This window comes from Shewanella donghaensis (assembly GCF_007567505.1).
Classification (GTDB): Bacteria; Pseudomonadota; Gammaproteobacteria; order Enterobacterales; family Shewanellaceae; genus Shewanella; species Shewanella donghaensis.
Genome location: NZ_CP041783.1, coordinates 65,372 through 89,924 on the forward strand (window position 1 = coordinate 65,372; position 24,553 = coordinate 89,924).

The 24,553-nt window shown below is 40.5% G+C and carries 20 protein-coding genes; 13 read left to right on the forward strand and 7 right to left on the reverse strand.

Annotated features, from left to right (window positions below; all coding sequences use genetic code 11):
- The first annotated feature begins 164 nt into the window (after nucleotides 1-164).
- The 3 genes from FPK91_RS00290 to FPK91_RS00300 all read left to right on the forward strand — a co-directional run bounded on the left by FPK91_RS00290 (nucleotide 165) and on the right by FPK91_RS00300 (nucleotide 3,252).
- A complete protein-coding gene (locus tag FPK91_RS00290; protein WP_144206602.1) occupies nucleotides 165-1,619 on the forward strand; it encodes a YcjX family GTP-binding protein in 1,455 nt (484 codons plus the stop codon).
- A gap of 1 nt (nucleotide 1,620) precedes the next feature.
- A complete protein-coding gene (locus FPK91_RS00295; protein ID WP_144206603.1) occupies nucleotides 1,621-2,742 on the forward strand; it encodes a TIGR01620 family protein in 1,122 nt (373 codons plus the stop codon).
- Nucleotides 2,743-2,907: 165 nt separating this feature from the next.
- Entirely contained in the window at nucleotides 2,908-3,252 is a 345-nt protein-coding gene (locus FPK91_RS00300) for a ComEA family DNA-binding protein (RefSeq protein WP_227006645.1), read from the forward strand.
- Between the two features lie 107 nt (nucleotides 3,253-3,359).
- Here the strand turns inward: FPK91_RS00300 and FPK91_RS00305 are convergent, their stop codons facing one another.
- On the reverse strand, nucleotides 3,360-4,097 hold the full coding sequence (locus FPK91_RS00305) for a YciK family oxidoreductase (protein WP_144206605.1): 738 nt from the start codon (nucleotides 4,095-4,097) through the stop codon (nucleotides 3,360-3,362).
- Between the two features lie 260 nt (nucleotides 4,098-4,357).
- On the opposite strand from FPK91_RS00305, the gene FPK91_RS00310 reads away from it, so the two are divergent.
- From FPK91_RS00310 to FPK91_RS00320, 3 genes are all read left to right on the forward strand, one after another.
- Complete coding sequence (locus FPK91_RS00310) at nucleotides 4,358-6,847, forward strand: VolA/Pla-1 family phospholipase (RefSeq protein ID WP_144206607.1); 2,490 nt, start codon at nucleotides 4,358-4,360, stop codon at nucleotides 6,845-6,847.
- 118 nt (nucleotides 6,848-6,965) lie between these two features.
- The gene (gene sohB / locus FPK91_RS00315; RefSeq protein WP_168926903.1) at nucleotides 6,966-7,979 is read left to right on the forward strand and encodes a protease SohB; all 1,014 of its coding nucleotides are present in this window, start codon (nucleotides 6,966-6,968) and stop codon (nucleotides 7,977-7,979) included.
- A 21-nt stretch (nucleotides 7,980-8,000) separates the two neighbouring features.
- On the forward strand, nucleotides 8,001-9,023 hold the full coding sequence (locus FPK91_RS00320; protein WP_144206611.1) for an AraC family transcriptional regulator: 1,023 nt from the start codon (nucleotides 8,001-8,003) through the stop codon (nucleotides 9,021-9,023).
- Between the two features lie 42 nt (nucleotides 9,024-9,065).
- Here the strand turns inward: FPK91_RS00320 and FPK91_RS00325 are convergent, their stop codons facing one another.
- The 4 genes from FPK91_RS00325 to FPK91_RS00340 form a co-directional block, all read right to left on the reverse strand.
- Complete coding sequence (locus FPK91_RS00325) at nucleotides 9,066-10,286, reverse strand: SO2930 family diheme c-type cytochrome (RefSeq protein ID WP_144206613.1); 1,221 nt, start codon at nucleotides 10,284-10,286, stop codon at nucleotides 9,066-9,068.
- 195 nt (nucleotides 10,287-10,481) lie between these two features.
- Entirely contained in the window at nucleotides 10,482-13,130 is a 2,649-nt protein-coding gene (locus tag FPK91_RS00330; RefSeq protein WP_144206615.1) for a parallel beta-helix domain-containing protein, read from the reverse strand.
- A 249-nt stretch (nucleotides 13,131-13,379) separates the two neighbouring features.
- The gene (locus FPK91_RS00335; RefSeq protein ID WP_144206617.1) at nucleotides 13,380-14,447 is read right to left on the reverse strand and encodes a DUF3083 family protein; all 1,068 of its coding nucleotides are present in this window, start codon (nucleotides 14,445-14,447) and stop codon (nucleotides 13,380-13,382) included.
- Nucleotides 14,448-14,632: 185 nt separating this feature from the next.
- A complete protein-coding gene (locus FPK91_RS00340; protein ID WP_405127351.1) occupies nucleotides 14,633-15,235 on the reverse strand; it encodes an arylesterase in 603 nt (200 codons plus the stop codon).
- 31 nt (nucleotides 15,236-15,266) lie between these two features.
- On the opposite strand from FPK91_RS00340, the gene FPK91_RS00345 reads away from it, so the two are divergent.
- Entirely contained in the window at nucleotides 15,267-16,058 is a 792-nt protein-coding gene (locus FPK91_RS00345; RefSeq protein WP_144206621.1) for an ABC transporter ATP-binding protein, read from the forward strand.
- Nucleotides 16,058-18,541: an ABC transporter permease gene (locus FPK91_RS00350; RefSeq protein ID WP_144206623.1), complete on the forward strand. Its 2,484-nt coding sequence runs from the start codon at nucleotides 16,058-16,060 to the stop codon at nucleotides 18,539-18,541. Before FPK91_RS00345 ends, FPK91_RS00350 begins: the two co-directional genes overlap by 1 nt.
- A gap of 82 nt (nucleotides 18,542-18,623) precedes the next feature.
- Here the strand turns inward: FPK91_RS00350 and FPK91_RS00355 are convergent, their stop codons facing one another.
- Complete coding sequence (locus FPK91_RS00355; RefSeq protein WP_144206625.1) at nucleotides 18,624-19,154, reverse strand: lactoylglutathione lyase family protein; 531 nt, start codon at nucleotides 19,152-19,154, stop codon at nucleotides 18,624-18,626.
- Between the two features lie 169 nt (nucleotides 19,155-19,323).
- Here FPK91_RS00355 and FPK91_RS00360 point away from each other — a divergent pair, with 169 nt between their 5' ends.
- Nucleotides 19,324-20,199 carry a LysR family transcriptional regulator gene (locus tag FPK91_RS00360; protein ID WP_144206627.1) on the forward strand — a complete coding sequence of 292 codons (876 nt, stop codon included), beginning with the start codon at nucleotides 19,324-19,326 and terminating at the stop codon, nucleotides 20,197-20,199.
- 19 nt (nucleotides 20,200-20,218) lie between these two features.
- On the opposite strand, the gene FPK91_RS00365 is transcribed toward FPK91_RS00360, so the two are convergent.
- Complete coding sequence (locus FPK91_RS00365) at nucleotides 20,219-21,112, reverse strand: TIGR01777 family oxidoreductase (protein ID WP_144206629.1); 894 nt, start codon at nucleotides 21,110-21,112, stop codon at nucleotides 20,219-20,221.
- Nucleotides 21,113-21,487: 375 nt separating this feature from the next.
- Here FPK91_RS00365 and FPK91_RS00370 point away from each other — a divergent pair, with 375 nt between their 5' ends.
- The 4 genes from FPK91_RS00370 to FPK91_RS00385 all read left to right on the forward strand — a co-directional run bounded on the left by FPK91_RS00370 (nucleotide 21,488) and on the right by FPK91_RS00385 (nucleotide 24,553).
- Complete coding sequence (locus FPK91_RS00370; RefSeq protein ID WP_144206631.1) at nucleotides 21,488-22,639, forward strand: AI-2E family transporter; 1,152 nt, start codon at nucleotides 21,488-21,490, stop codon at nucleotides 22,637-22,639.
- A gap of 22 nt (nucleotides 22,640-22,661) precedes the next feature.
- Complete coding sequence (locus FPK91_RS00375) at nucleotides 22,662-23,591, forward strand: class I SAM-dependent methyltransferase (RefSeq protein ID WP_144206633.1); 930 nt, start codon at nucleotides 22,662-22,664, stop codon at nucleotides 23,589-23,591.
- 499 nt (nucleotides 23,592-24,090) lie between these two features.
- Nucleotides 24,091-24,249: a periplasmic nitrate reductase, NapE protein gene (locus tag FPK91_RS00380; RefSeq protein ID WP_144206635.1), complete on the forward strand. Its 159-nt coding sequence runs from the start codon at nucleotides 24,091-24,093 to the stop codon at nucleotides 24,247-24,249.
- A gap of 43 nt (nucleotides 24,250-24,292) precedes the next feature.
- Entirely contained in the window at nucleotides 24,293-24,553 is a 261-nt protein-coding gene (locus FPK91_RS00385; RefSeq protein ID WP_144206637.1) for a chaperone NapD, read from the forward strand.

Sequence of the window (24,553 nt, forward strand, 5' to 3'; positions counted from 1 at the left end):
TTCCAATGGGCGGTTTACCGCCCTTGTTTATTTTCCCCGCTAGTCATGCAGATTTAATCTGCAGTATTCACATTACTGATTAAACATTACAGTATTAAATTCAATACGAATTGTATTAAAATCTAATCATAAACTTTTCGCCTGTTGTTAAATTGAGATTAACTATGAGTTTTATTGATCGTTCAATTAATAAGATTTCCCAGAAAACCCAGCAATTAGTTCATCGTTCAACAGATAGGCATGTGCGCTTGGCTGTTACGGGGCTGTCTGGTGCAGGGAAAACGGCATTTATTACCGGTTTAGTTAATCAAATGCTCCATGCTGGTCAGCACTCAGATAAAGGCCAAAAACAAAATCCACTGCCTTTATGGCAAGTATGTCGTGAAAACCGTCTAGTTGGCATAAAGCGAGCTATGCAGCCAGATTTGGCTATTGCCAGTTTTGATTATCAAGGTGGGATGAATTCTTTAACTCAAACTCCTGCAACTTGGCCGGCATCAACAAGAAATATTTCCGAATTAAGATTGGCGATAAAATATCGACCGAGAAAGGGGATATTGGCAAAACTGTCTGAAACCGCCACTTTATATGTCGATATCGTCGATTACCCCGGTGAGTGGTTGCTCGACTTACCGATGATGAAACAAAATTTTGTTCAATGGAGTGAAGCCCAAGCTGCGGTTAAAAAGCGCCTAGAGGTCTCCGGTTGTTATTCAGATTTTGCCAGTGAGTTAGCCGCCATTAATCTAACTGATGTTGCTGATGAGCATAAGTTAAAACAAATCGCTGATCTTTATCAAACGCTACTGCTCGATTTAGTGAATAACCAAGGCTTTTATTTAGCGCAGCCAGGAAGAATGTTGTTGCCTGGTGAGTTTGCTGATACCCCTTTACTGGCCTTCTTTCCGTTGATTCATCTTGATAAAGAGGCATTATCCGAGCTAGAAAACGCTGCTGATGATAGTTATTACCAAGTACTAAAACGCCGTTACGACGAGTATGTTTCAGTGGTGGTAAAGCCTTTTTATCGTGACTATTTTGCCAGTTTTGACCGTCAATTGGTGCTGGTGGACTGTTTTAACGGTTTAAATAGCGGTAAAGCGCAGTTTGAGGACATGGGTAATGCACTTAATAGCATTGTTGAAAGTTTTCATTTTGGGCAGTCCAGTTTATTAAGGCGATTATTTTCCCCTAAAATAGACAAGCTACTGTTTGCGGCAAGTAAAGTTGATCGTGTTACTCGTGATCAGCAAGGCCAGGTATTAAGCTTATTAACCGACATGCTAAAACATAGTCAGCATTTTGCTAACTATGAAGGTTGTGAAGTTGAAACCATGGCCATTAGTGCGATAAAGGCGACTCAACATGGGATGGTGTCGACATCAACCGGTGAGCAAGAGGTGGTTAGGGGGATTGACGAGAATCAGCAAATGTTAACGATATTTCCTGGAGAAGTACCGCAACATCTACCTGAAGACAGCTTCTGGGATAAACAAGGTTTTAATTTTGTTTCATTTAATCCGCCTAAGTTACCCAATTCGTCACTATCAGATCCACGTTTTGAGCATATTCGCTTAGACCATTTATTACAGTTCCTTTTGGGCGATAAGTTGCAATAACATGACTAAAAATAATCCTAATCCTAAATATACAGATGCCAATGACACTCAACTGAGAAAACAACATGTTTTTGAAACTGAAAGTCTCGACTCTGCGAATGATAAAGATACCACTGAGCAAGATGTCAAAGCACAACAGTCATTTGCTGATGTTGATTTCATTTGCGAATCAAATTTAGCAGATCTTCCACAAGCGATTGATGGGCTTGAATCGATTAGTCAGCAAGACGATAAACCGCGAAATTTGTCTTTGCTCGCCAAGCTGTCTTTTATTGCATTAATCCTTGTGGTTATCGTGCAGTCACTACAGGGTTTGCAAAATGCTTACTTACAAAGCCCATGGTTATTTGGTTTTTATCTGGCAGTAACAGGCATTGTTGTTGCTTGGGCTGGAGCAATAACATTATCAGAATGGCGCAAACTGGTTAAGCTCAAGCATGTTGCTGATACGCAAGCTGCAGGTGAGCGCTTAGCACTGAGTATGCAGCGTGGTGAAGCCGGAAAATTTATAACGCCTTTATTACAAAAATACCCAAATAGCCAAGGTAAAAAGCAATATTTAGCCATTGATGGTAGGGAGCATAATGATGCTGAAATGGTGTTGCTATTTGATGAATTAGTTTTATCTGAACGAGATGAAAAAGCGAAAAAGATTGTCGGTCGATTTGCTGCAGAATCAGCATTGCTATTGGCGGCAAGCCCCCTCGCTGTATTAGATATGGCGATTATTTTGTGGCGAAACCAGCGGATGATCAATGCAATTGCTGATGTTTATGGCATCGAGCTGGGTTATTGGAGCCGGATTAAACTGATTAAAAGCATTGTACTTAACATTGTTTATGCAGGTACAACCGAAGTGGTTACTGATTTGGGGACGCAATTACTGTCAGTTGAGATGACAGGAAAATTATCAGCAAGACTTGCTCAAGGTCTAGGTGGCGGCTTGCTTACCGCACGTCTAGGCTATCAGGCCATGAGCTTATGCCGACCGCTCAGCTTTAAAGAGCAAAATCGTCCTAAGCTGAGTCAAGTTCATCAGCAGCTATTAGGCGAGTTAAAGTCTTTTTCAAGTTCTGTATTACACAGCAATAAAACCAAAGAAAAACAGTTTGCAGAAAAATAGCTGGGTATTTTTTATGCAAAATATAAATTGTTGACTACAGTTTTATGACGGCTCGGATTGATGTGTGTATTGTTCATTGAATAACACATCATCTTATGCTGAAAGATACCGATCACGGATATGGAAGCAGATCGGTTTATAAATAGGACTTAACAGGAGTTAACAATGTCTAATAAAGCTATGAAACATCCATTACTCATGGGCGTTATATTGGTTGGTGCACTGTCACTAATGAGCATAAACGTCAATGCAGCCACAAAAGAAGTTAAATCTACATCCCAAACAACACAGGTAAAAAAGCCTGCTAAAAATGTGGTTAGTAAAATCAATATTAATAAGGCGACAGTTGTAGAGCTGCAAGCCCTTAACGGCGTAGGGGAGGCGAAAGCTAAAGCTATTGTCGAATATCGAAAAAAGAACGGTAAATTCAAAAGCGTGCAGCAATTGACACAAGTGGCAGGAATAGGTGAAAAACTGGTTGAGAAAAATACCCAAGTAATTAGCCTTTAAGATCAGCTATAAATACCTAAAAGCGAAAAAGGGAGCTAATGCTCCCTTTTTTTCGCTCAAAAATAATCGATAGCGATATTACTGTATTTGGTCTTATTTGGGTCTTATTATTGTGCGCTCAATTGTTGTCCATTGACTGCAACTGAATCTTCACCCATGAGGTATAAGTACGTCGGCATTATATCTTGGGCCGTTTTTAATGTTTGTGGATCTTCACCAGGATAAGCTTTAGCGCGCATTTCTGTGCGCGTTGCACCTGGGTTAATACTATTAACACGAAGATTGGTACCATCACATTCATGGGCAAGCACTTGCATCATACCTTCGGTGGCAAATTTAGAAAAAGCGTAAGGCCCCCAATATGCACGTCCTTGACGACCAACACCGCTAGAAGTGAAGATAATAGATGCTGATGGTGCGCTTCGCATGATCGGTAATAAGGCTTTAGTTAAGATGACTTGGGCGGTGACGTTCACTTTCATAACATCTTCTAGTGATTCAAGGTCAATATGTTCAAACGGACCAAGCGCGCCTAATAAGCTTGCATTGTGTAGTAAACCATCTAAATGATTGAATTGTTCAGCGATTGTTTCTGCCATGTCTTTGTAGTTTTGTTCTGTTGCACCTTTTAAATCTAACGGCACAATGGCAGGTTTAGGATAACCAGCTTGTTCTATTTCATCGTAAACAGCTTCAAGTTTTTTTACTGTTTTACCTAATAGGATGACGGTTGCGCCATGTTTTGCAAAGTTTATCGCTGCAGTTCGACCAATTCCAGCACCTGCACCTGTAACAAGGATTGTTTTATTTTTTAGTAAATCTTTTTCAGCTTGATATTCCAACATGGTTCATTTTTTCCTTGGACTGCAAAAGCGCGTCAAATCTCAATTCGAACAAAAGTTAAACGCTCGTTTCAAACAAATGACTGATAAATGTTAGTAAGTACCACTTTCTCATGTAACAAACTTGTAGCTAACTCTATAATTTTACGTTAACTTGAGATTAGTTAAGGACAAAAATATGTCCTTATGGTCATGCGTTTACACTATTGTGACCAATTTTTGGGGAAATTAAAATTATTACAACAAGATTTGGGGAAAAAAAGATGAAAAGACTCATATTGGGTGTTGCAATTGCATCTGCTCTTGGGCTTAGCGGCTGTAGTGAAGATAGTTCTAACGAAGCAAAAGATAATGTACAACCGCTTATTCCATCATCTCAAGTGGTTTTTGACCCAGCCAACGGAGATGTACCTTTACCAAACGACTTATTATTCAATGGAACATTAGACGGCACCCTCGCAATACCTGGAGAAGACGGTATTGATTATGTTGATCCATCGCTTGCTTTGGGGGCATTAGATGGCTGGTCAACTTCATCACCAATTTCGCTTAGTGTTGATTTAGCAACAGACTCTGATGGTGCAATGCTTACACTTGATGAAGCCTCTGTTTCTCAACCTGGTGCAGTAAGATTATTTGAAGCCACTGTTGGCGGCGCTTTATCTTCTGATCCTGAATGTAGCGATGCGCCTTCTGTATCAGCATGTAAAGTTGGTGCTGAACTGCAATTTGGTGTTGATTTTGTAGCACTAGCTTCAGGCAATAAAATTGCAATAGTGCCTTTAAAACCGCTAAAAGCAAATCAATCGTATATTTATGCAACGACTAGCTTAGTTCAAGACTCAGCGGGTCGTGCAGTTGAACCATCGAGCACATATAACTTATTAAAACTTGATATCGACACTAAGCCTCTTGAAACACCTGACCAATTATTCCTTCAAGGTTTAGTTAATAGTTATGAAAAGGGCTTAGCAGCAGAGCATGGTGTTGATGCTGAAACTATTTCATATTCTGGTTTGTTTACTACCCAGTCGGTTGCAGATGTATATGAAACCAGCAAATTATTGATGGCTTCGAGCGATCCGTATAAACCTTCTTTTGTCCAACCGCCAATGCCTATGGATAATGGGTTTGGAGGCACTGTTACCGTAGCGCAAGCTGCTGGTTTAACTCCTGCTGATGGACTTGCTTATGTTGTTTCTGACATAGCTGAAATTTATACCGCAGTGGTACGTTTACCATTTTATGGTGATTGTTCATCTGCTAGTTGTGTCATTCCAATTGTAGATGGTGCGCCTACTGCGCCTAATGGCCGTTGGTTTGCTCAAGGTGATAGCCCTGTTTCAGTATTATTAGCGCTTCAATCAGGCACTATGACGGTGGGTAACTTTAGCCAACAAGCTGTAGCGCAAGGTGTTGACCCTGCTGCTGCGTTGCAAAACCCAGCTTTAATGGCAGGTAAAACTTGGATGTTAGATGATGGAACAGCTGCTGATCCTTCAAAACATTTAACCAAGTTTAATCCCATTCCAAAAATCATGAGCTATGACGATGTAACGGTACAAATTACCCTGCCAAATGCCGCTAAACTTGCCGCTTTTAGTGCGCAAGCTGGTTTACCATTTGTAGCACCAACTAACGGCTGGCCAACCACAATGGCATTGCATGGTTTAGGTGGCACTAAGCAAATGGCCTTGGCTTATGCCGGTACATACGCAGCAGCAGGCATTGCAACTATTGCTATTGATATGCCATTGCATGGTGACCGTTCTTACGATGCTAGTGGTAATGGTATTTATGATATATCAGCCACTAGTGATGTATTTGGTCCGCAATATGCCAATGGTAATCCATTAGTGTTTGTGAACGTAGCCAGCACTTTAACGGTGCGTGATAATTTCCGCCAAGCAACCATGGATCATTTAGGTCTTCGTTTGTTATTAACAGGAATGTATTCACAAATCGCTCAAGCTGGTGGTCAGCAAGTGTTTGATATCAGCAAGATTAGTGTACAAGGTCTAAGTTTAGGTGGCATCGTCGGTACGACACTCTCAACTTATGCATCTACTGGTTTAGTTAACCCTGCTGACGGTAGCGCATTACCAAATGCTTATGCCATTAATGCTGCTTCGTTAGTGGCTCCATCTGGTGGTTTAGCGGGGTCGTTCGCAGGCTCTCCAACATTTGGTCCGGTACTATTTCAAACTGTGACAGCAACAGATGATTTCATGGCATTAGTTGAAGAAGCTAATGTTGGTGGGTATGAGCCTGGTACACCAGAGTACGCTGCTTTAGTTCAAGCCGTATATGCTGAGTTTATTCCAACATTTGCTTTTGCAGTTCAAACAGCGGTTGATTCTGCAGATCCGATTAACCATGGGTCAATGCTTGCTGCAACACAGTTGCCAGTTCATTTAATTGAAGTAGTAGGTGATGGCGCAGGTAACTTATCTGACCAAGTTTTACCCAATGCAGTAGAAGGCTTTCCATTATCAGGAACTGAACCGTTAATAGCGGCACTTGGTTTAGATTGTGTAAGTTCAACTAATGCAGGTTCTGGTGCAGTTCGCTTTAGCAAAGGTCATCACAGTTCAATAGTAAGCCCTGCTGAAATTGATGGTGTGACTGACGGTATGGCTGGCGCAGCTACAGTGGAAATGCAAACTCAAGTTGCTGGTTTTGCAAAATCAGCAGGCTTAGGTGTTGCAACCATTTTAGTTGATAACGACGAAGTGCTTCAAGAATGTAACTAAGCTGGATTAATTTATTCTTTCGGTTAAAAACCCAGCAATTGCTGGGTTTTTTATTGTCTACAGTGTTTAACTTCCTGCTAAGATAACCCTAATTAACTTTTCCCATTTGGAGTGTATTTTGGAGTTTTTATCTGAGTACGGCATGTTTTTAGCTAAAGCCGTCACTATAGTTGCCGCAATTCTTGCTGTTGTTATTGTTGTTCTAGCAAGCAGTATTAAGCATAAATCTGATAAAGGTGAGTTGAAGCTTACTGATGTGACTGATGAGCTTAAGGAACTTGAAAAAGAACTAAAGCAAGAACTGTTGTCTAAAAAGCAGTTAAAGGCTTATGAGAAAAAACTTAAAGCCGAAGATAAAGCGGCTGAAAAAGAAGACACGCCAAAATCAAAAGTCTTTGTTATTGATTTTAATGGCAGTATCGATGCAAGTGAAGTAGCCTCTTTAAGAGAAGAAATTACTGCTGTATTAACCGTTGCTGATGAAAACGATCAAGTGTTAGTCAATGTTGAAAGTGGCGGTGGTATGGTTCATGGTTACGGTTTGGCATCTAGCCAGCTTGACCGTTTGAAGCAAGCTAATATTCCTCTGACCATTTGTATCGATAAAGTCGCTGCCAGCGGCGGCTATATGATGGCCTGTGTAGCAAATAAAATTTACGCTGCTCCTTTTGCCATTGTTGGCTCAATTGGCGTAGTGGCTCAACTACCTAACTTCAGCCGCTTACTGAAAAAACACGACATTGATTATGAGCAACATACAGCAGGTAACTTCAAACGTACATTGACTGTATTTGGTGAAAATACCGATGAAGGGCGTGAGAAGTTTCAAGAAGAGCTTGAAGAAACTCATGTGTTGTTTAAAGAGTTTGTCAGTAAGTACCGCCCTGATATGGACATAGAAAAAGTCGCTACTGGCGAGCATTGGTATGGGCAACAAGCCATTGAATTAGGCTTGGTTGATGCAATTTCTACCAGTGATGATGTGGTATTAAAACTTGCAAAAGAACACCAGGTGATAAAGATTAAATATCAAATGAAAAAGAAGTTGGCAGATAAAATTGCCCATGGCGCTTCTTTATCAATTGATAGTGTTATAAATCGTTTGATGGAACGCGAAAGCGCTGTGAAATAAACCACTTTTGATAAGGTATTGATGCAAAGAGAATTAGGCTATAAAGCAAATATGATGGTGGGTGACCAATGCTATCCCGCCTTTGAATTACGCAATTTGCTTAGTTTTATTACACAGCATCTCGGTGGCAGTGTTGCTGCTGATACCTACCAAAAAATAGGTTTAGGTCCACAAGAACTCAATGCCATGCAGTTTGTTTATGTATGGCAAGTCGAGTTTGCTATGGAGGTCTTACGAACAAGCTCAAAAGATCCTGAAATTGGCGCTCGATTGGGCACCAGTTACCAAGTTGCCAGTCTTGATGTGTTACTGCCATTCTTTGATAAATTCACGGCCCTGAATGAATGCTTACAGTTTGTCATTAAAAATCCTGACTTAGCCGGAAGCTTCGCTGATACGTTAATCCGCTTTGATGAAACTAAACTTTGGGTTAGATGGGTCAATACCGGTAAAGTCGATGCCGAAAAGTTCTCGTTTCAATTTCAACATAGTGTTTGTGCGCTGTTAGGTGTCGCTAGGCAATTAGTTGATATCCCGATAAATATTGATGAAATTCATTTTGCTCAACCGCAATGTGACATGCCTTTTTTAAGTCATGAAACGGGGGCTAACATAATCTTTGATTGTGATTTTTATGAGTGGGGCATTGATATTGCTTTACTCAGTACGCCGTTAGCTTTTCAATTTGAACAAAATACAACAGATGCAATTGTTCCTGATGGTGTGTCATTCATTGATAAAGTGCTAAACGATATTCGTTTAGGTATGCCTAAGCCGCCTAAATTAGAGCAATTAGCTGAAAAACAACATATGAGTGATAGAAGCTTACGACGAAAATTATCAGCTGCGGGCACCAGTTATCAAAAACTGGTGGATCAAGTGCGCTGCCAAGCGGCAATTAATTTAATTTTGGCTGACGAACTAACAGTTGAAGAGATATCAGAGGCACTGGGTTATGGTGATGTTAGTCATTTTAGGCAAAGTTTTAAACATTGGCTTGGTCATCCTCCAGGACACTTCTTGCGGATAAACCAAGCTAACTGATAATTGTGTATAACTTTTATTCTTTTAGATGCAGTAAAGCTGCTAATAGCAGTTCCCCGCTGTTATCGACATATCATCAATCCAACGCTTAATTAACTCTGCACCCTCATTGTGGGTTATTTCACGTCCTATGGGTGGCATTCTATCTTTGGGGCTTGATAGCGTCTGCCTATAATGAACTATCGAACGTTCGCCACTGCCTGGCACGATATCATAGGCTAGTCCTTTTGGACCGCCATCCCAGCCAGGTGGCTGCTTACAAACTCCGTATTCAAATGTGGAGTGGTCTATATGATAATTCAGTCTCAAACCTGAAATACTGGCAAAACCATCAGCGCTATGGCAATGAGCACAGTTAACATCTAAATAGCCTTTGGCTCTATTGGTTAAGCTTGCTGCGTCATTACTGAGCGCAAAAGATTGAGCCACTGAATCTAATTCAGGTAAGCCATTCAACATTCCCTGTGAAGACCATCTGCTGAGTTGGTTAACGAGCTCACCGTTGGATGCTGGGATTAATCGATTCAACAAATGCGCCTTCAAACCAATAGGGTTGATTCTACTTATCTCTTTATCAGTGACTTGATGGCATATTTTACACTCAGCTTTATTAGGAATGTGATATTCAAAGCTAATGCTCTCGCCTTGATTATTCATGGTGTGCATGACATTTGCGCCGGCAATTGACAGTAAAGCTTGTCCTTGTTGCCATTGATAAGTTAACGCAGTCCAACCTGTTTCACGATGGATTAATAAACGGGTTTCTATGAGTTTTTCATTATCGGGGGTGGTGACTTGTGTATCAAAAGGGAGTGCAAAGGTTTTGACTAGTACGCTGCCTACAGGAAAATCGAAGCTGGTTTGTGCTTGGAACTGCATTGCTTTGTTATCAGGCAGGAAAACAAAACGATACTTACTGGCATAATTTGAGAAAAGCTCAGTGGATAGTTGATAGCTCTTACCAGGCTCTCTAGGCGATGTGGTTGGAATACTCGATTCAATAAATAAACTGTAGTCGGAAAGGTTATTACAGTCCTTTGTCATTAAGGCTTGCCAGTTAATTTCAGTGCTGCTTTGTTGGCATACATCATCGGGATCAATTTCAGGATCGGGTATTGAATCAATCGGAGGGATAACAGCAGCGTTGTCATCATTACTGTCGGTATTATTGTCTTTTGAATCTCCACCGCCACAGGCTGATAGTGAAATGAATACTGACAAAAGAATGAAGTAAACAATACGAGGGGATCTGAAACCTAACATTGATGGCATCCTTTAGCGGATATTGATTAAAATTATTATGTAATACGTGAATAGTTAGGAGGTATAAGCCGAGTTCACTCGGCTTATACTAAACTTGGCTTATACTAAACTTGGCTTATACTAAACTTGGCTTATTCTAAACTCGGCTTAGCCAAGACGATTAAACCGTGCAAACTAGGCACGGTCATTGCTACCCTATGAACATGTTGCAGCGGGTAATCGTTTAATCCACTCATTAATGAGTGCTACACCTTCGTCATGGGACAAGCTGCGGCCAATTTCAGGCATTCTATCGCCTGGTTCATTGGTTTCCATGCGGAAATGTAAGATCGACTCTTCAGGATTGCCTGGAACCACATCAAAGCCTAAGCTTCCGCCGCCGTATGCGACAGGAGACTTACAAGTACCGTGAGAGAAACCTGCATCTTCAGCATAACTGCGCCAGTACTCAAGTTTTAAGCCGGTATTTGAAGCATTACCTTCAGGTCGGTGACAATGGGCGCAGTTAATATCTAAGTATCCTTTAGCTGCAGCCATAAGCTCAGTGTCTGACATTGAATCAATATTGGCTTCATCACCGTCTTGGTATTGAGGCACCATTGGCACAGTATCTAACTCAGGAACACCTTGTAATATTCCTAGCGCTTCCCATTTGGTCAATTGGTTCATCGCGCCATCAGCATATTCATAACTCTTGTTGAGGTGACGTGCCTTTGGTCCAATGGGCATAAATACCGCGTTACTGTCATCATCTGCTTTAAATTGATGGCACTGTTTACACTGGTTCATGCTAGGAACAACGTAATCGAATGCTAACTCATTGCCTTTATGGGTCACTGTTTTACCTTGAATCGCGCCTGCTTTTGCAAGGACAGCATCAGACTTATCCGCTTTCCAAACATAAGGCAGTGCAGTCCAACCAGTGTCACGATGGATCAGTAATCGTGTTTCAATTAAATCTTCGTTTTCAAACCCTCGATTATTGGTATTTGAAGGTAATGAGAAGGTTTTGCTGATCACTGAGCCCACAGGGAAATCAAATGATTCATTCTCACTGTATTGTGCTGTAGTGCCATCAGGAAGGTAAACAAAACGGTACTTACTGGCATGATCGGTAAATAACGGTGTATTGAGATCATAAGCTAGACCGCCTGAATTGGCGCCAGTAGTTGGATTAGCCATATCAGCAAATAAATTATAATCAGACAGATTAGGGCAGTTAGCTTTTAATAGTGCATCCCAGCTGACATTGGTGCCACTGGCTTCACATAATGCTAAGTCACCATCGCCGGCTAATCCGCCTTCACCTTCACCAATAGTGCCGCCGCCGCCGATTAAGCTGCCGCCATCACACCCTGCGGTATCATCATCGACACCACAGCCAAATATTTCATCACCAAAAGTAACGGTATGAACCGGCAAGCTAACTTGCGCACAATTCAGTAAGTCTGTTTGTGTTTTTTCATACAACACATCTGCAATGCTGGCATCGGTATTATTATTGGCATATAAACGTCCAATACTGACATCACCATTGTTTTGAGCACAAACGTTATCACTACCGTCAGCGGCAAATGGTAACTCTTGTAAGCCTAAGTATGCAGCGGTGCCATTGTTAGAGAACATTTCCCCTAAACCGTCATATAAAATCCCCGGAAGTGCACCATGGGTTAACACATAGGCGGTGATAATGTCTTTAATTAAGTAGCCTTTTGGCTTAGTGCCATAATCGCTGATGACATTATCATGAATGGATATATTGCGTGGTGTTGGACGCCAGCCATCTTCAATGGCTTGGCCTGGTTGACCATAATTTCCGACAAAAGTACCAATATCGGGTTCAGCAATAAAGAAGCTCGAAATCGTTAGGCCAACGGTGTCGTGATTGGTAATTTCATTATTAAAAATTTCAACATCGTCAGTGGATAAAACGATGACCCCAGTTCCTGGCGGTACAATATGTACTCCAGCTGGGTTTGATGAAGCGTTAGCAAAATTTAAGGTATTATTATCGTAAACTTTGTTATTAAAAATACGTACGCTTGAACCATATCTATGGTTATTAATCGGTAAGTCGAATACTAAAATACCACCGGTATTACCCATAGCTTCGTTATCGTAAACGTCAGCATATTTCGAGTTTTCAATTTCGATACCGGCAACGTTTTCTTTAGCAATGTTGCGACGAACAACGATGTATTGCGACTGACCAACATATATACCCGCATCTGCGCTGCCTCGTACGTAAGTATCTTCAATGAGGATATTTTCACACTCAACAGGATATAAGCCGTATGCGCCATTTCCTTCGTCAAGCTCACCTTCCCAAACCGTTGCAAGTCTTCTGAGGATAATACCATTGGTATTTTTGAGTTTAATACCGTTGTTTTTGGCTTCGTTGACTGATAAGTCTTGAATAATAATGTTCATGGCATTTTGAACAAAAATACCGTCACCGGAGTTGGCTTCTGAAAAATCTAGAATGGTTTCGTCTTGGCCGTAACCCATAATGGTAATATTTTTAGCAAAACTACCATCACCATCAACATCACCATCAAACAAGAGCGTCGACTCTATTTTAAAGCTTCCTTTAGGTAGCACAATAACATCATTACTTTGTGCATTGATAAGCGCTTCTTGGATACTAATGGTGAGATTGTCACCTGCTTCGACCATTATCGCACCTTCAGGAAAGGTAGGGCCAACTTCAACAGGAGGCTGAACAACGGGTGGTGTTTCTGTTACTGGTGAATCGTCATCATCTGAACCACAGCCTGCTAAACTTATGGTAACGGCTGTGGCTACGAGCGTAGGCACTAACCAAGGCATTTTCTTGTTGAACATAGCATCTCCTGCTTTTTATTCTTAGTTTCCTACTCCGATATGCAAGATAACGAAGTGGATACGATTATTTCGTATGTTGTTCAAGATGCCTTGTTTGACAATTGTTAATCAATGTGAAATCTGGCCACAATTTCATAACATATGTTTTATTGATATAAGATATTGAGGTGTTTATGCGGAATTTAGAGATAAAAAAACGACAGCCATAGCTGTCGTTTATAGTATTGCGCAATTAATTTATCGCGTAAATTAAGCTTTATAACTCAGATGTTGATGGAAGCGAACAATCACATCGATATGTTCTTTATCAATATCAAAATGAGATGTAAATTGACGAATCGCATCTTGTACTTGATTCATAAAGCGGCCGTAGCCTTCATCAGTTTCGTTAGCTTTAGAAGCCACAATCACAAATCGAATCGCTTCAGCGAGTTTGTTGTCATCCCAATGGCAAATAGGCGCTGGCGCTTCTTCGTTAGGGTCAAAACCTACCATTTGAAACTCTTCAGTACTGTTAAGTTGTTCGTACTTACTGTTACGGACTAACGGTACTTTACCGTTGGCGACCATAGCAATACGAGTCAATTTATTAGCATGAGCCGCGTTAATAAAACTATCAGCAACGCTTTGGTACTTGTCGCCAAACTGGGTCGTATTTTCAGACATTAATTGCTTTTTAATACGACGACCCATAGGAAGGCTGACCGTAACGTAGTTCAGTGCACTTACCGTTTCAGGTAAGTTACATTCACGGCGCTTGTAACGATTATCTACAGCACGTAGTTTATAACCATAGGTTTCTTTGAGTCCTTTTGATTTTGCAAAAAAATCATAAGAGATATGTTGATGGTCACGTATTTTAACTGGTACATCTTGAACTGGAAGCAAAGGTTTTATTTCAGCTAAGAAAGCTTGAGTTTTTGCATGGAACTCAGCTGAATGGGTGCGAAGTTCTGTCCCTGTCGCAAGGAAAACAACTTTAAGCTTTTTAGCTCTATAACCTGGAAGCGTATGTAAACGGTTAGCTTCATGATGCGCAGGGTTATAGAAAAAACGTAATTGCTCTTCAGTTGATAAACAATAAGCTTCACTGTGGAAACGAACCATAGGTAACTTGTCGCTAGCGACAATATGAACGTTGAACAGTTCATGCTTATCAGCAACTTTAAAGACCAGTTTACTAAACTCTTCATAACAGTTGTTTAGGTCACTGTATGAGCCGAGTAATTCATCTGTAAGCGTAAAGCCAACAGTGATGTATTGGTTTTTACGTGTAGCGGTCGGTAAATAAACTTTCTTTTGACGACTTATGGACATAACTTTTCCTTTTAGTCATAGGGTTTATACCAAATCTTATAGCTCTAACTGGGCCACTAAGAGTTAGTATTTTGTAATAATTTTTATATAATTCCATTTAATTATCATTCTAAATCGTAAAGCTTAAAATAAAATTACTTTTTTTGGTTTTATTGCACATTTTTAATGAAATACTTTAACTTAAGTTACTTTTTTAGCGCATCTTTGATCCATGGGCTCATCCATTGCGTAATTTGAGGTTGTGCGTCTTGGTTAGGATGAATGCCATCACGTTGCATTAATTCAGGATTAGGCGCAATTTCTAACATAAAAAATGGCACCAGCGTGATATCAAATTGGTCCGATAACTCATGATAGACACTATTGAACATATTTGTATATCGAGGGCCATAATTGGGTGGCACCATAATCTCAGTGAGTAACACTTGTGCGCCGTTGTCTTGTGACAACTCAATGATTTTTGTAAGATTTGATTTCAATTTATTCGGTGGGAAACCACGTAATCCGTCGTTACCACCAAGCTCGATAACAACAAGGTCAATGTCGCTAGAAGCCAGTAAATTAGGGAGTCTACGTAAACCTCCTGCGGTTGTTTCACCGCTAACTGAGCCATTAATAATTTGATGTTCGGTGAGGTCATTACGTAACAATTGTACCCAACCTTGCTCTTCCGACATACCGTAACCAGCACTTAAACTATCACCTAAGATCAAAATCGTGGCAGCATAGCTAGGTGTTGCAACAGAGAATGTTGAAACAACAACCAAGATGAAGGCCGCATTTAGCAGGCGTTTCGCCGGTAATATAAAGAAGGATCGTATGTCTACTAATTTTGCAAATAATTCCAGTGCCATTAATGTTACTAACCTCAATAAAACAGTGGTGACCCAAGAGGGAGAGCTTACTATCCTCAATGGCATTAATATGGATGTCAAGCAGGGGGACAGTATTGCGATTCTCGGACCATCTGGATCTGGCAAGTCTACATTACTCGGTTTACTTGCAGCGCTTGATACGCCGACATCTGGTGAAATCTACCTTGATGGACAAGCTTTATCAGGTCTCAATGAAGAACAAAAAGCGGCGCTACGAAAACAAAAGGTCAGCTTCATCTTCCAATCTTTCATGCTGGTGGACACCCTTACAGCACTCGAGAATGTCATGCTCCCAGCTGAACTTGCTGGTGTGAGCAATGCCAAAGAAAAAGCGCAAAATATGCTTGATAGAGTGGGGCTTTCGCACCGATTAACTCACCTTCCAAAGCAACTTTCTGGTGGTGAACAACAGCGTGTTGCTATCGCGAGAGCGTTTATCTGTGAGCCAAAAGTGCTGTTTGCCGACGAGCCTACGGGTAACTTAGACAGCGTAAATGGCGATAAAATTGCCGACATGTTGTTTGCTTTAAACCAAGAAAGTGACACCACATTGGTGTTGGTCACCCATGACTTAGAACTAGCAAAACGCTGCAAGCGCCAATTTGTCATGGAAAGTGGCCACTTGTCAGAACCTGCTACCGAATCGAATGATAATTTATCTTCTATTAATTCTGGCTCTCACTCTGAAAATGAGTCTGATATCACCTCGAAAAACGTAACAGAGGAGGTCAGTTAATGGAGATGCAATTAGCTTGGCGTCTTTTCAAAAGAGAGTTAATGCAAGGGCAACTCATTCTGATTGTTTTAGCCATCACTTTAGCTGTGTTGTCGGTCAGTGGTCTTGCTAGGGTCAGCGAAAGGCTGCAAGTTGCCATTAATGGCGAGGCTGCTACTTTCATTGCCGCAGATCGCATTATCGATTCTCCCGTTAAAATTGATGACAAAGTTTTAGCGATAGCTGAATCGCTATCAGTTGATCATGTGACGAATATGAAGTTTAACTCCATGGTTTACTCTGGAGATAAATTTCAACTCGTTACCATTAAAGCGGTAGGTGATGGATATCCACTTCGCGGTGAAATTGAACTTTCATCAGGGGCCACTCAAGCACTACCGAAAACAGGCCAAGCATGGTTCGAAAATCGTTTAGGTGGTTTGTTGGGATACCCTAAAACACTCGAACTCGGTAATGTTGAGCTGGATTTATCTGCTGAAATAAGCCGTTTACCTGATGCTGGATTTAACCCTTTTGCCTCCTCACCCGTGCTGTTGATGCGCCTAGACGATGTTGAAGCAACAGGGATTATTCAGCCTGGCAGCCGTGTGAGTTATGTTTATCAATTTGCGGGTAATGCTACGCAACTTGCTTTGTTTGAAGAACAAGTCAAACCGCTATTAAATAACAGTCAGCGCTGGGTAGATGTCCAAAGTGGTGATTCACCCATTGCCTCTGCAGTAAAACGCGCTGAACGCTTTTTATTGCTAGCCAGTTTATTGGGTATTGCCCTTGCTTGCGCGGCAATAGGTATTGCTGCACAGCGATACTGCCAACGTCATTATGACGTGGTAGCAATGCTTAAAACCTTCGGGGCTTCAGCTAAACAAATTCGCAGTCTGTTCGGTATTCACCTCATGTTGGTGACAGTACTAGGTATTGCTCTTGGTTTAATCGGCGGCTTTTTATTGGATATCGGTATTACTCAATTTTTACCTGCCGAAATAGCAGCTTATTCTCCGCCTTATAGCCGCCCAGTCATTTTGGGTGTGAGTACGGGCTTAATAAGTGCGTTTATGTTCTCTGCTTATCCGCTGATGCGTTTGCTAGCGATTCCACCTTTGCGTGTACTTCAACGGCAATTAGAAGGCTTGCAGCTTGGCATGTGGTTACACTTATTGCTTAGCTTAAGTGCAATGGCTTTGTTGGGGTATTTGTACTCTCGCAGTATCGAACTCACCATGACAGTGGTGTTGGCAGTATTGTTATTAGGCGTTTTACTCAGTGTACTCGGTTTTGTCATGATTCGTTTAGGTCATGGTGTTGGAATGAAAACTACCAATCCATTGCAACTCGCATTAGCCGGACTTCGCCGCCGAGCGAGAGAAAATGCAGTGCAGCTGGTTGGTTTTAGTAGTGCGCTAGTGTTGTTGTTAACCATTTTAGCATTAAGACAAGATTTGCTTAATGAATGGCAAAAGCAATTACCTGAAGATGCGCCTAACTATTTCTTAGTTAATATTGCTCCTGAAGATACCAAACCATTAGATGACTTCTTAGATATCAACAAAATAATTGCTACTGATATTTATCCGGTGATCCGTGGCCGTTTAACCCATATTAATGATGAAGAACTGATCTCCAGGGACGAAGAAAAGAATGGCCAAGAAGGGCGTGTCGGAATATCAAGAGAATTAAACCTGACTTATCGTGACACCTTGCCACCGAACAATGAGATTACCCAAGGCACGTTCAATCAGGCTGATGACGAAGTGTCTGTAGAATCTGGCGTCGCTGAAAGATTAGGGTTAGCGCTTAACGATACCATGACCTTTAATATGGATAATCGGCCTGTGACTGTTAAAGTGACCAGTTTTAGACAGGTTCAGTGGGAAACCTTGCAACCCAACTTCTTCATGATTTTTAGGCCTAAGGCACTTGAAGGTTTTTCATACACGTCTATGGCAAGTTTTCATTTAAATGATGAAGACTTGAAAATGGCGGGCAGCGACTTAACTGCAAATGCGGTGGTACTGCAGCTGATACAGCAGTTTCCGACTATTTCAGTCATCGATGTTGGCGCTATGGTGCAACAACTCAGGCAGATTATTGACCAGGTTTCACTGTCATTAACTTTAGTATTAGCACTCGTTTTACTGGCAAGTGCACTAGTGTTGATTGCCCAAACTGAAGCAGGAATGGCAACAAGGCAACGAGAACTTGCGGTGCTGCGTACATTTGGTGCATCTGGGTGGTTGCTGCGATCCGCTACAGGGCTCGAGTTTGCCATTTTAGGTGCTATTGCAGGCATTCTTGCGGTCATCGTTGCTGAATTTGCCTTGTATATGCTTAAAACCCAAGTGTTTGAACTGGTGGTTTATATGCATTGGCCTTGGTGGGCAATAGCTCCTATCTCGGGTGCTGCAGTGGTGTCATTCTTAGGGATGTGGCGCTGTAGACAGCTATTAAACCGTTCTTGTGGAGAGCTTCTTAAAGCGGGTTAGATTGGCTACAATATTGACAATTAAACAGGGAGCATTGCTCCCTATTTTTATACTTGATTAGCCTTGAGCCACATTCTTGTTGTTAAGTATAAGCGCCACTTGCATAGTGTAATTCGTAGCTGTGGCTATAAATCTCTAGAATATTTCCGAATGGATCTTCCATATAAATCATGCGGTAGGGTTTTTCTCCAGGGTAATAATATCGTGGCGCTTTCATGCGTTTTTTACCGCCAGCAGCCACAATCTTTTCTGCTAAACCCTCAACATCAGGATCTTGAACGCAAAAGTGAAATATGCCAGTTTTCCAGTATTCAAAATTGTCTTCTGGGTTTTGTTGATTATTAAATTGAAATAACTCAACGCCGATCCTGTCTCCCGTAGAAAGGTGAGCTATTTTGAATGAGCCCCAACCAGCCCCAAAGACATCGGTACACATTTCGCCAATAGCGCTGTCTTCCTCGACAATCGTGGTTGGTTCCATAATTTTGTACCAACCCAACACTTCTGTATAAAACTTAACTGCAGCTTCTAAGTCGGGTACTGAAATGCCAATATGTGAAAAGCTACGTGGATAAGTTGATGGCTGTTGATTTGTAAGTGAATCTGATGACATAGGTTTGACCTCAATATTTGGTTTTATCGTAATCTTGAATGGACATTCATGCTGATAGAACTATTAATTATTAAAATATGTTATTTTTATAATTTTTTGTTATTGATGATTTTGCTATTATGAAAACATACTCAAATACGTTTGCGCTAAATACTAATGGTGACTTTTGATGATTAATCAAAAATGGTTAACAACTTTTTTAAAACTGGCTGAAGTAGGCCACTTTACTCAAACTGCTGAGCAGTTATTCATGACTCAACCCGGTGTTAGTCAACATGTACAGAAATTAGAACAACAACTCAACGTAAAGCTCATTCAACGTTTTGGTAAGCGTTTCGAATTAACTTCAGCAGGTATGCAATTACAGCAATACGGACAAGTGCTCGTTAAAGATCAAATGCAATTACTTAGCGACTTACAAATTGATTCTGAATACATAGGTGAGTGTCGCTTTGCTTGCTCAGGCTCTTTGGCATCATTGCTTTATCCACATTTCATCGAGCATCAGATAGCGCATCAGCAGCTTTCAGTTTCAATTGAAGCAGGCCCTAATAGAAGGGTTATCGAGCAATTAATCAATAATGAGATTGATATTGGAATAGTGACGCAGCTTGTTTCAGATCCAGAGCTTGAGGTGGTATCTATTGGTTTTGAGCAGTTATGTTTGGTCGTTCCAAAATCTCATTCTACAACGGTTAACTATGATGAATTAACTCATTTGGGCATGATCGCTCACCCAGATGCAATGCATTATTGGCAGCAAGTGGTAGCAAGTAATTATGCGGATAAACTGGCTACCAATATCAATGTCGTTAGCTATGTGAACCAACTCAATCAGATATTAATACCTGTGTCGAAAGGACTGGGTTTTACCGTTTTACCTGAATTTGCAGTGAAGAGCTTTAGTGATAATGAATCAATCACAGTTGCTCAATTAGCTAAGCCAGTTAAAGAGCCGCTTTATATGATTTATAAAAAGCACCGTCCGTTAGCGAAACGTTATAAGTGGTTTATGGATAAAACCACTGATTTAGTGAATAGCTAATATAAAATTGAATAAACTTTTAAGCATTTAAAATCGAATCCAGAGCGGGATCGATATGGGTGTATTTGAAGTTAAAGCCTGTGGCAAGAGTACGAGTCGGTAGTACAAATTGACCTTCAACAATTAAGTCAGCCATTTCTCCCATTGCTAAACGCAGCGCTAAAACCGGAGTCGGGATTTTTGCAGGGCGTTTAAGGGTAAAACCTAACGACTGAGCAAATTGCTTATGATTAACAGGATTTGGTGCCGTAGCATTAAAAATACCTCGCGCCTCATCATTGTTAATCAAATGCTCAATTAGGTGGGTTAAGTCATCTATATGAATCCAACTGACTCCATGAGTTCCTTTTCCTATAGGTCCGCCAAGGCCTAACTTAAATGGCGGTAACATTTTAGCGAGTGCGCCGCCATTTTTGCCTAATACAATGCCAATTCTAAGCACACAAACTCGGGTTTTATCTGATTGAGCTTTGAGGGCTAAATGCTCCCACTCACTGCAAACTTGGTGGCTAAATTCGTTGTGGGCTTGGCTATGTTCATCCACTGGCGTTTCGCCTTGTCTGCCGTAAAAGCCTATGGCTGATGCACTAATAAAACTGGCAGGTGGAGTGTCACTTTGATTAATGAGCTGAGTTAATCTCGCTGTGATATTCCAGCGACTGTCGCAAATACGCTGCTTTTGTTGCTGACTCCAGCGTTTCCCTACAATGGGTTCGCCCGCAAGATTAATCACGCTGTCAAAACCATCTAAGTTATCCAGCGAGTCCAAACCGTTTAAATATTGATGCTGTTGGCCTAATATTGATTTCGCATGATTAACATTTCTTGTCACGATAGTGAGATCATGTTCTGTCAATAATGTTACTAATTTCTGACCGACAAACCCTGTGGCACCAGTAATTAACATTTTCATAATTAGCTCACTATTTTATTAGCTTCAATAGTCAATATTACGCACTAAAAAGCCATTTAGATCAATTCAACTTTAGGCATGTACTATTTGGCTTTGCACTATGTGCACTTACTCGTGTCGCAAAACTTTCTAAGTTCTTTAATGCCGTGATTAAAGAACATTTAGCTTGAGTTTAGGGGATAGCTGATAGGATAATTAAATATTTGATACAGTTTAAATACTTCATCCGAAAATTTTACAGGTATAATTATCTGCTGGGATGTTTATTTTTGTTTATTTTTGTTTATTTTTGTTTATTCAAGTGATTATGCATATAGTTGCAGTTTACTTGAGTCGTATTTTATTTCATTTTAAGCACTAAAAAGGTTTTAACTTATGAATGGCGCCAATTCCTCTTCGATGGCCTTACGCGGTTTTGCCATAATGGCTTGTTTAGTTGTCATTCTGGCGGGGATTAAAACAGCAAGCCCGATAGTAGTACCGTTTGTATTATCGGCTTTTCTAGCTGTAATTTGTAATCCCGCCATTCAATTTATGAGCCGTTACAGAGTGCCTAAATGGTTGTCGATTATTCTGTTAATGGGAATGATCGTGTTAATGGGGCTTTGGCTAGCAAGTTTAGTGGGCAGCTCTATAAATGAATTCTCAAAGCAAATGCCGGTTTATCGCCAGCAATTAATTGAACAGTTTTCGTGGATTTTAGAAAAGCTAAATGGCTTAAACATCAATATCTCCAAAGACAAAGTTTTAGAGTACTTCGACCCTGGTATGGCGTTGAGCATGACCACCAACATGTTATCTGGTTTGGGCAATGTAATGGCTAATCTATTTTTGATTATCCTAACCATTATCTTCATGTTGTTTGAGGCACAGTCTTTACCGAAGAAGTTTCACTTTGCGCTTGACGATCCTGACATGCGCTTAAAGCAAGTTGATAAGTTTTTACACTCCGTAAATCAATATATGGTGATCAAAACATTGGTCAGCATTGGTACCGGTATAATTGTTGGTATTGGGTTAACCATTATCGGTGTTGACTATGCACTGTTGTGGGCTGTTTTAGCTTTCCTATTTAATTATATTCCAAATATTGGTTCAATCATTGCTGCTATTCCAGCTGTGCTTTTAGCCTTTATTCAAATGGGCCCGGGCGCTGCAGGTATTACCGCTGCCCTATACTTTGGCACTAACACCGTGATGGGCAATGTCGTTGAACCCCGATTTATGGGCCGTGGCTTAGGTCTATCGACCTTAGTCGTTTTCTTGTCATTAATTTTCTGGGGCTGGTTGTTAGGATCGGTAGGTATGCTGTTGTCGGTGCCTTTAACCATGATTGTGAAAATTGCTCTAGAGTCTAGTGAAAGTGGTAAGTGGTTGGCAATTTTACTTTCTGATGAAATCCAGGATGAACCAGAAAAACAACCACAAGATGAACTAAAAGCTCATGATGACGAGCTAACCAATACCGATGAATTGCTTTCAGAAAATAGTGAAACGGCTGAGAAGCCTGAAAGCAGTCAAGTATAAATAACATAAATGAGCAGTAGTAATGAATTCAAATGATTCAAACTTTCCCGCGGCGAATGCATTAGCTAATGCCATATTAAATGATGAGCTTTGCCGCTTATTTCATGGCCGAGGGGGATTATTCTTAGGTTACGAACATATTTGTTTAGATTGGTTTAACCCAGTGTTGTTACTCACCAGCTTTAAAGAGTTATCAGAAGCACAAAGAGAGCAAATGGTGGCTGATATTGAAACAGTATGGAAACAACACCATGCTGATAAACCGTTCAACTTGGTATTTCAATATCGTAATGCAGGCAGAACCATTACTGACTTAGTTGCTGGTGATATACCTGAAAAACATGTAGTAACAGAAAATGGCGCAGATTTTTTAGTGCATTTATTACGTGGTCAAAACCACGGTATTTTCCTCGATATGGCTAATGGCCGTAAGTGGGTTAAACAGCATGCTAAAGATAAAAAAGTATTGAATCTATTTGCTTATACATGCGCTTTTTCTGTTGTGGCTTTGCAAGCTGAAGCTACAGAAGTGGTGAATATGGACATGAGTAAAGGGGCTCTGAGTATTGGAAAGCAGAATCATTTATTAAATGGTTTTACTTCGGGGGCGCGTTTCCTTGGCCACGATATTTTTAAGTCATGGGGTAAATTAACCAAGTTGGGTCCATACGATTTAATTGTGGCGGATCCGCCGAGTAATCAAAAGGGCAGTTTTGTCGCAACAAAGGATTATGTCAGGATTTTAAGACGTTTACCTGAGTTACTGGCGCCAAATGGTGAAGTACTGTTGTGCTTGAATGCACCAGAGCTGGGTTGTGACTTTTTAATGCAACAAGTCGCAGAAACGGCTGAAACCCTAGAATTTGTCGAACGAATTGATAACCCAGAAGTCTTCGCCGATGTTGATGAGCAAAAATCATTAAAAGTGCTGCGTTACAAGTTAATTTCTTAGATTTCACATTTTAGATTTTATCGTCTATCGTCTATCCCTATTAATACCTGATTCTTAAGTGCAATTGAATAGCCATTCAATTGCACTTTTTTATTTTTACATCAAAAAAGATCTAGTAAACGTCGGACAATTAGTCAAACAAGTTAACTGATTATCAATTTTCGAAACAGTTGCGAATAAATTAACCTGCAAAATAGGCGTTAACAAGTTGATAACTTTTGCTATAGCGACTATAAATACTTAAGTATTAGTAAGTCTAATCATAAGCTGATCTCATACATTGATTTAGCTTTTTCACATTTCGGGTTTTGTTCGGTTAATATTCAGCCAATTGATGTAACGTTTTGATTTGTTTTTATGATCTAGATCAACAAAAATGCGTTTTACCAATTTGTGAGTATATAGTTTAGTCGTTGATAAAAGATAGAATTTGCCCGAATCTTAATTTAGTAACAATCAAGTTACATAACTTTCATCAGAAACCTCTGCCGGAGGCTCCATGAGTACAGATCCTAAAAGCGAGAAAAGCCTAGAATTTAAAATATTTATATTTTTAACGGTTTTTTTAGCGCCCATCTTGTCAGCGTTACTCGTTAGCGCGTTAGGTTTCACCATTTGGTTCAGTCAAATCCTTTCAGGCCCTCCTGGCGCTGGATAATCATAAAAATTTTATAATAAAAACAACTAGAGAAGTATTGTTGATGAGCAAAAAAGAGATCCATGTAACTAGCTTGATTGTGCAGGTTCACCCAGAACAAATGGCTGAAGTACGCCAAAAAATTATGGCAATGGAAAATGCAGAATTATCAGTTAACAACGAGATGAAGATAGTCGTAGTGATTGAAGGACCTAGTCAGCGTTCTTTAATGGATGACATTTCAACTATTAACGCTATACCTGGTGTGCTAACTGCCACTATGGTTTATCACCAAAGCGAAGAGCTAGAAGAGGGTGAAGAATGA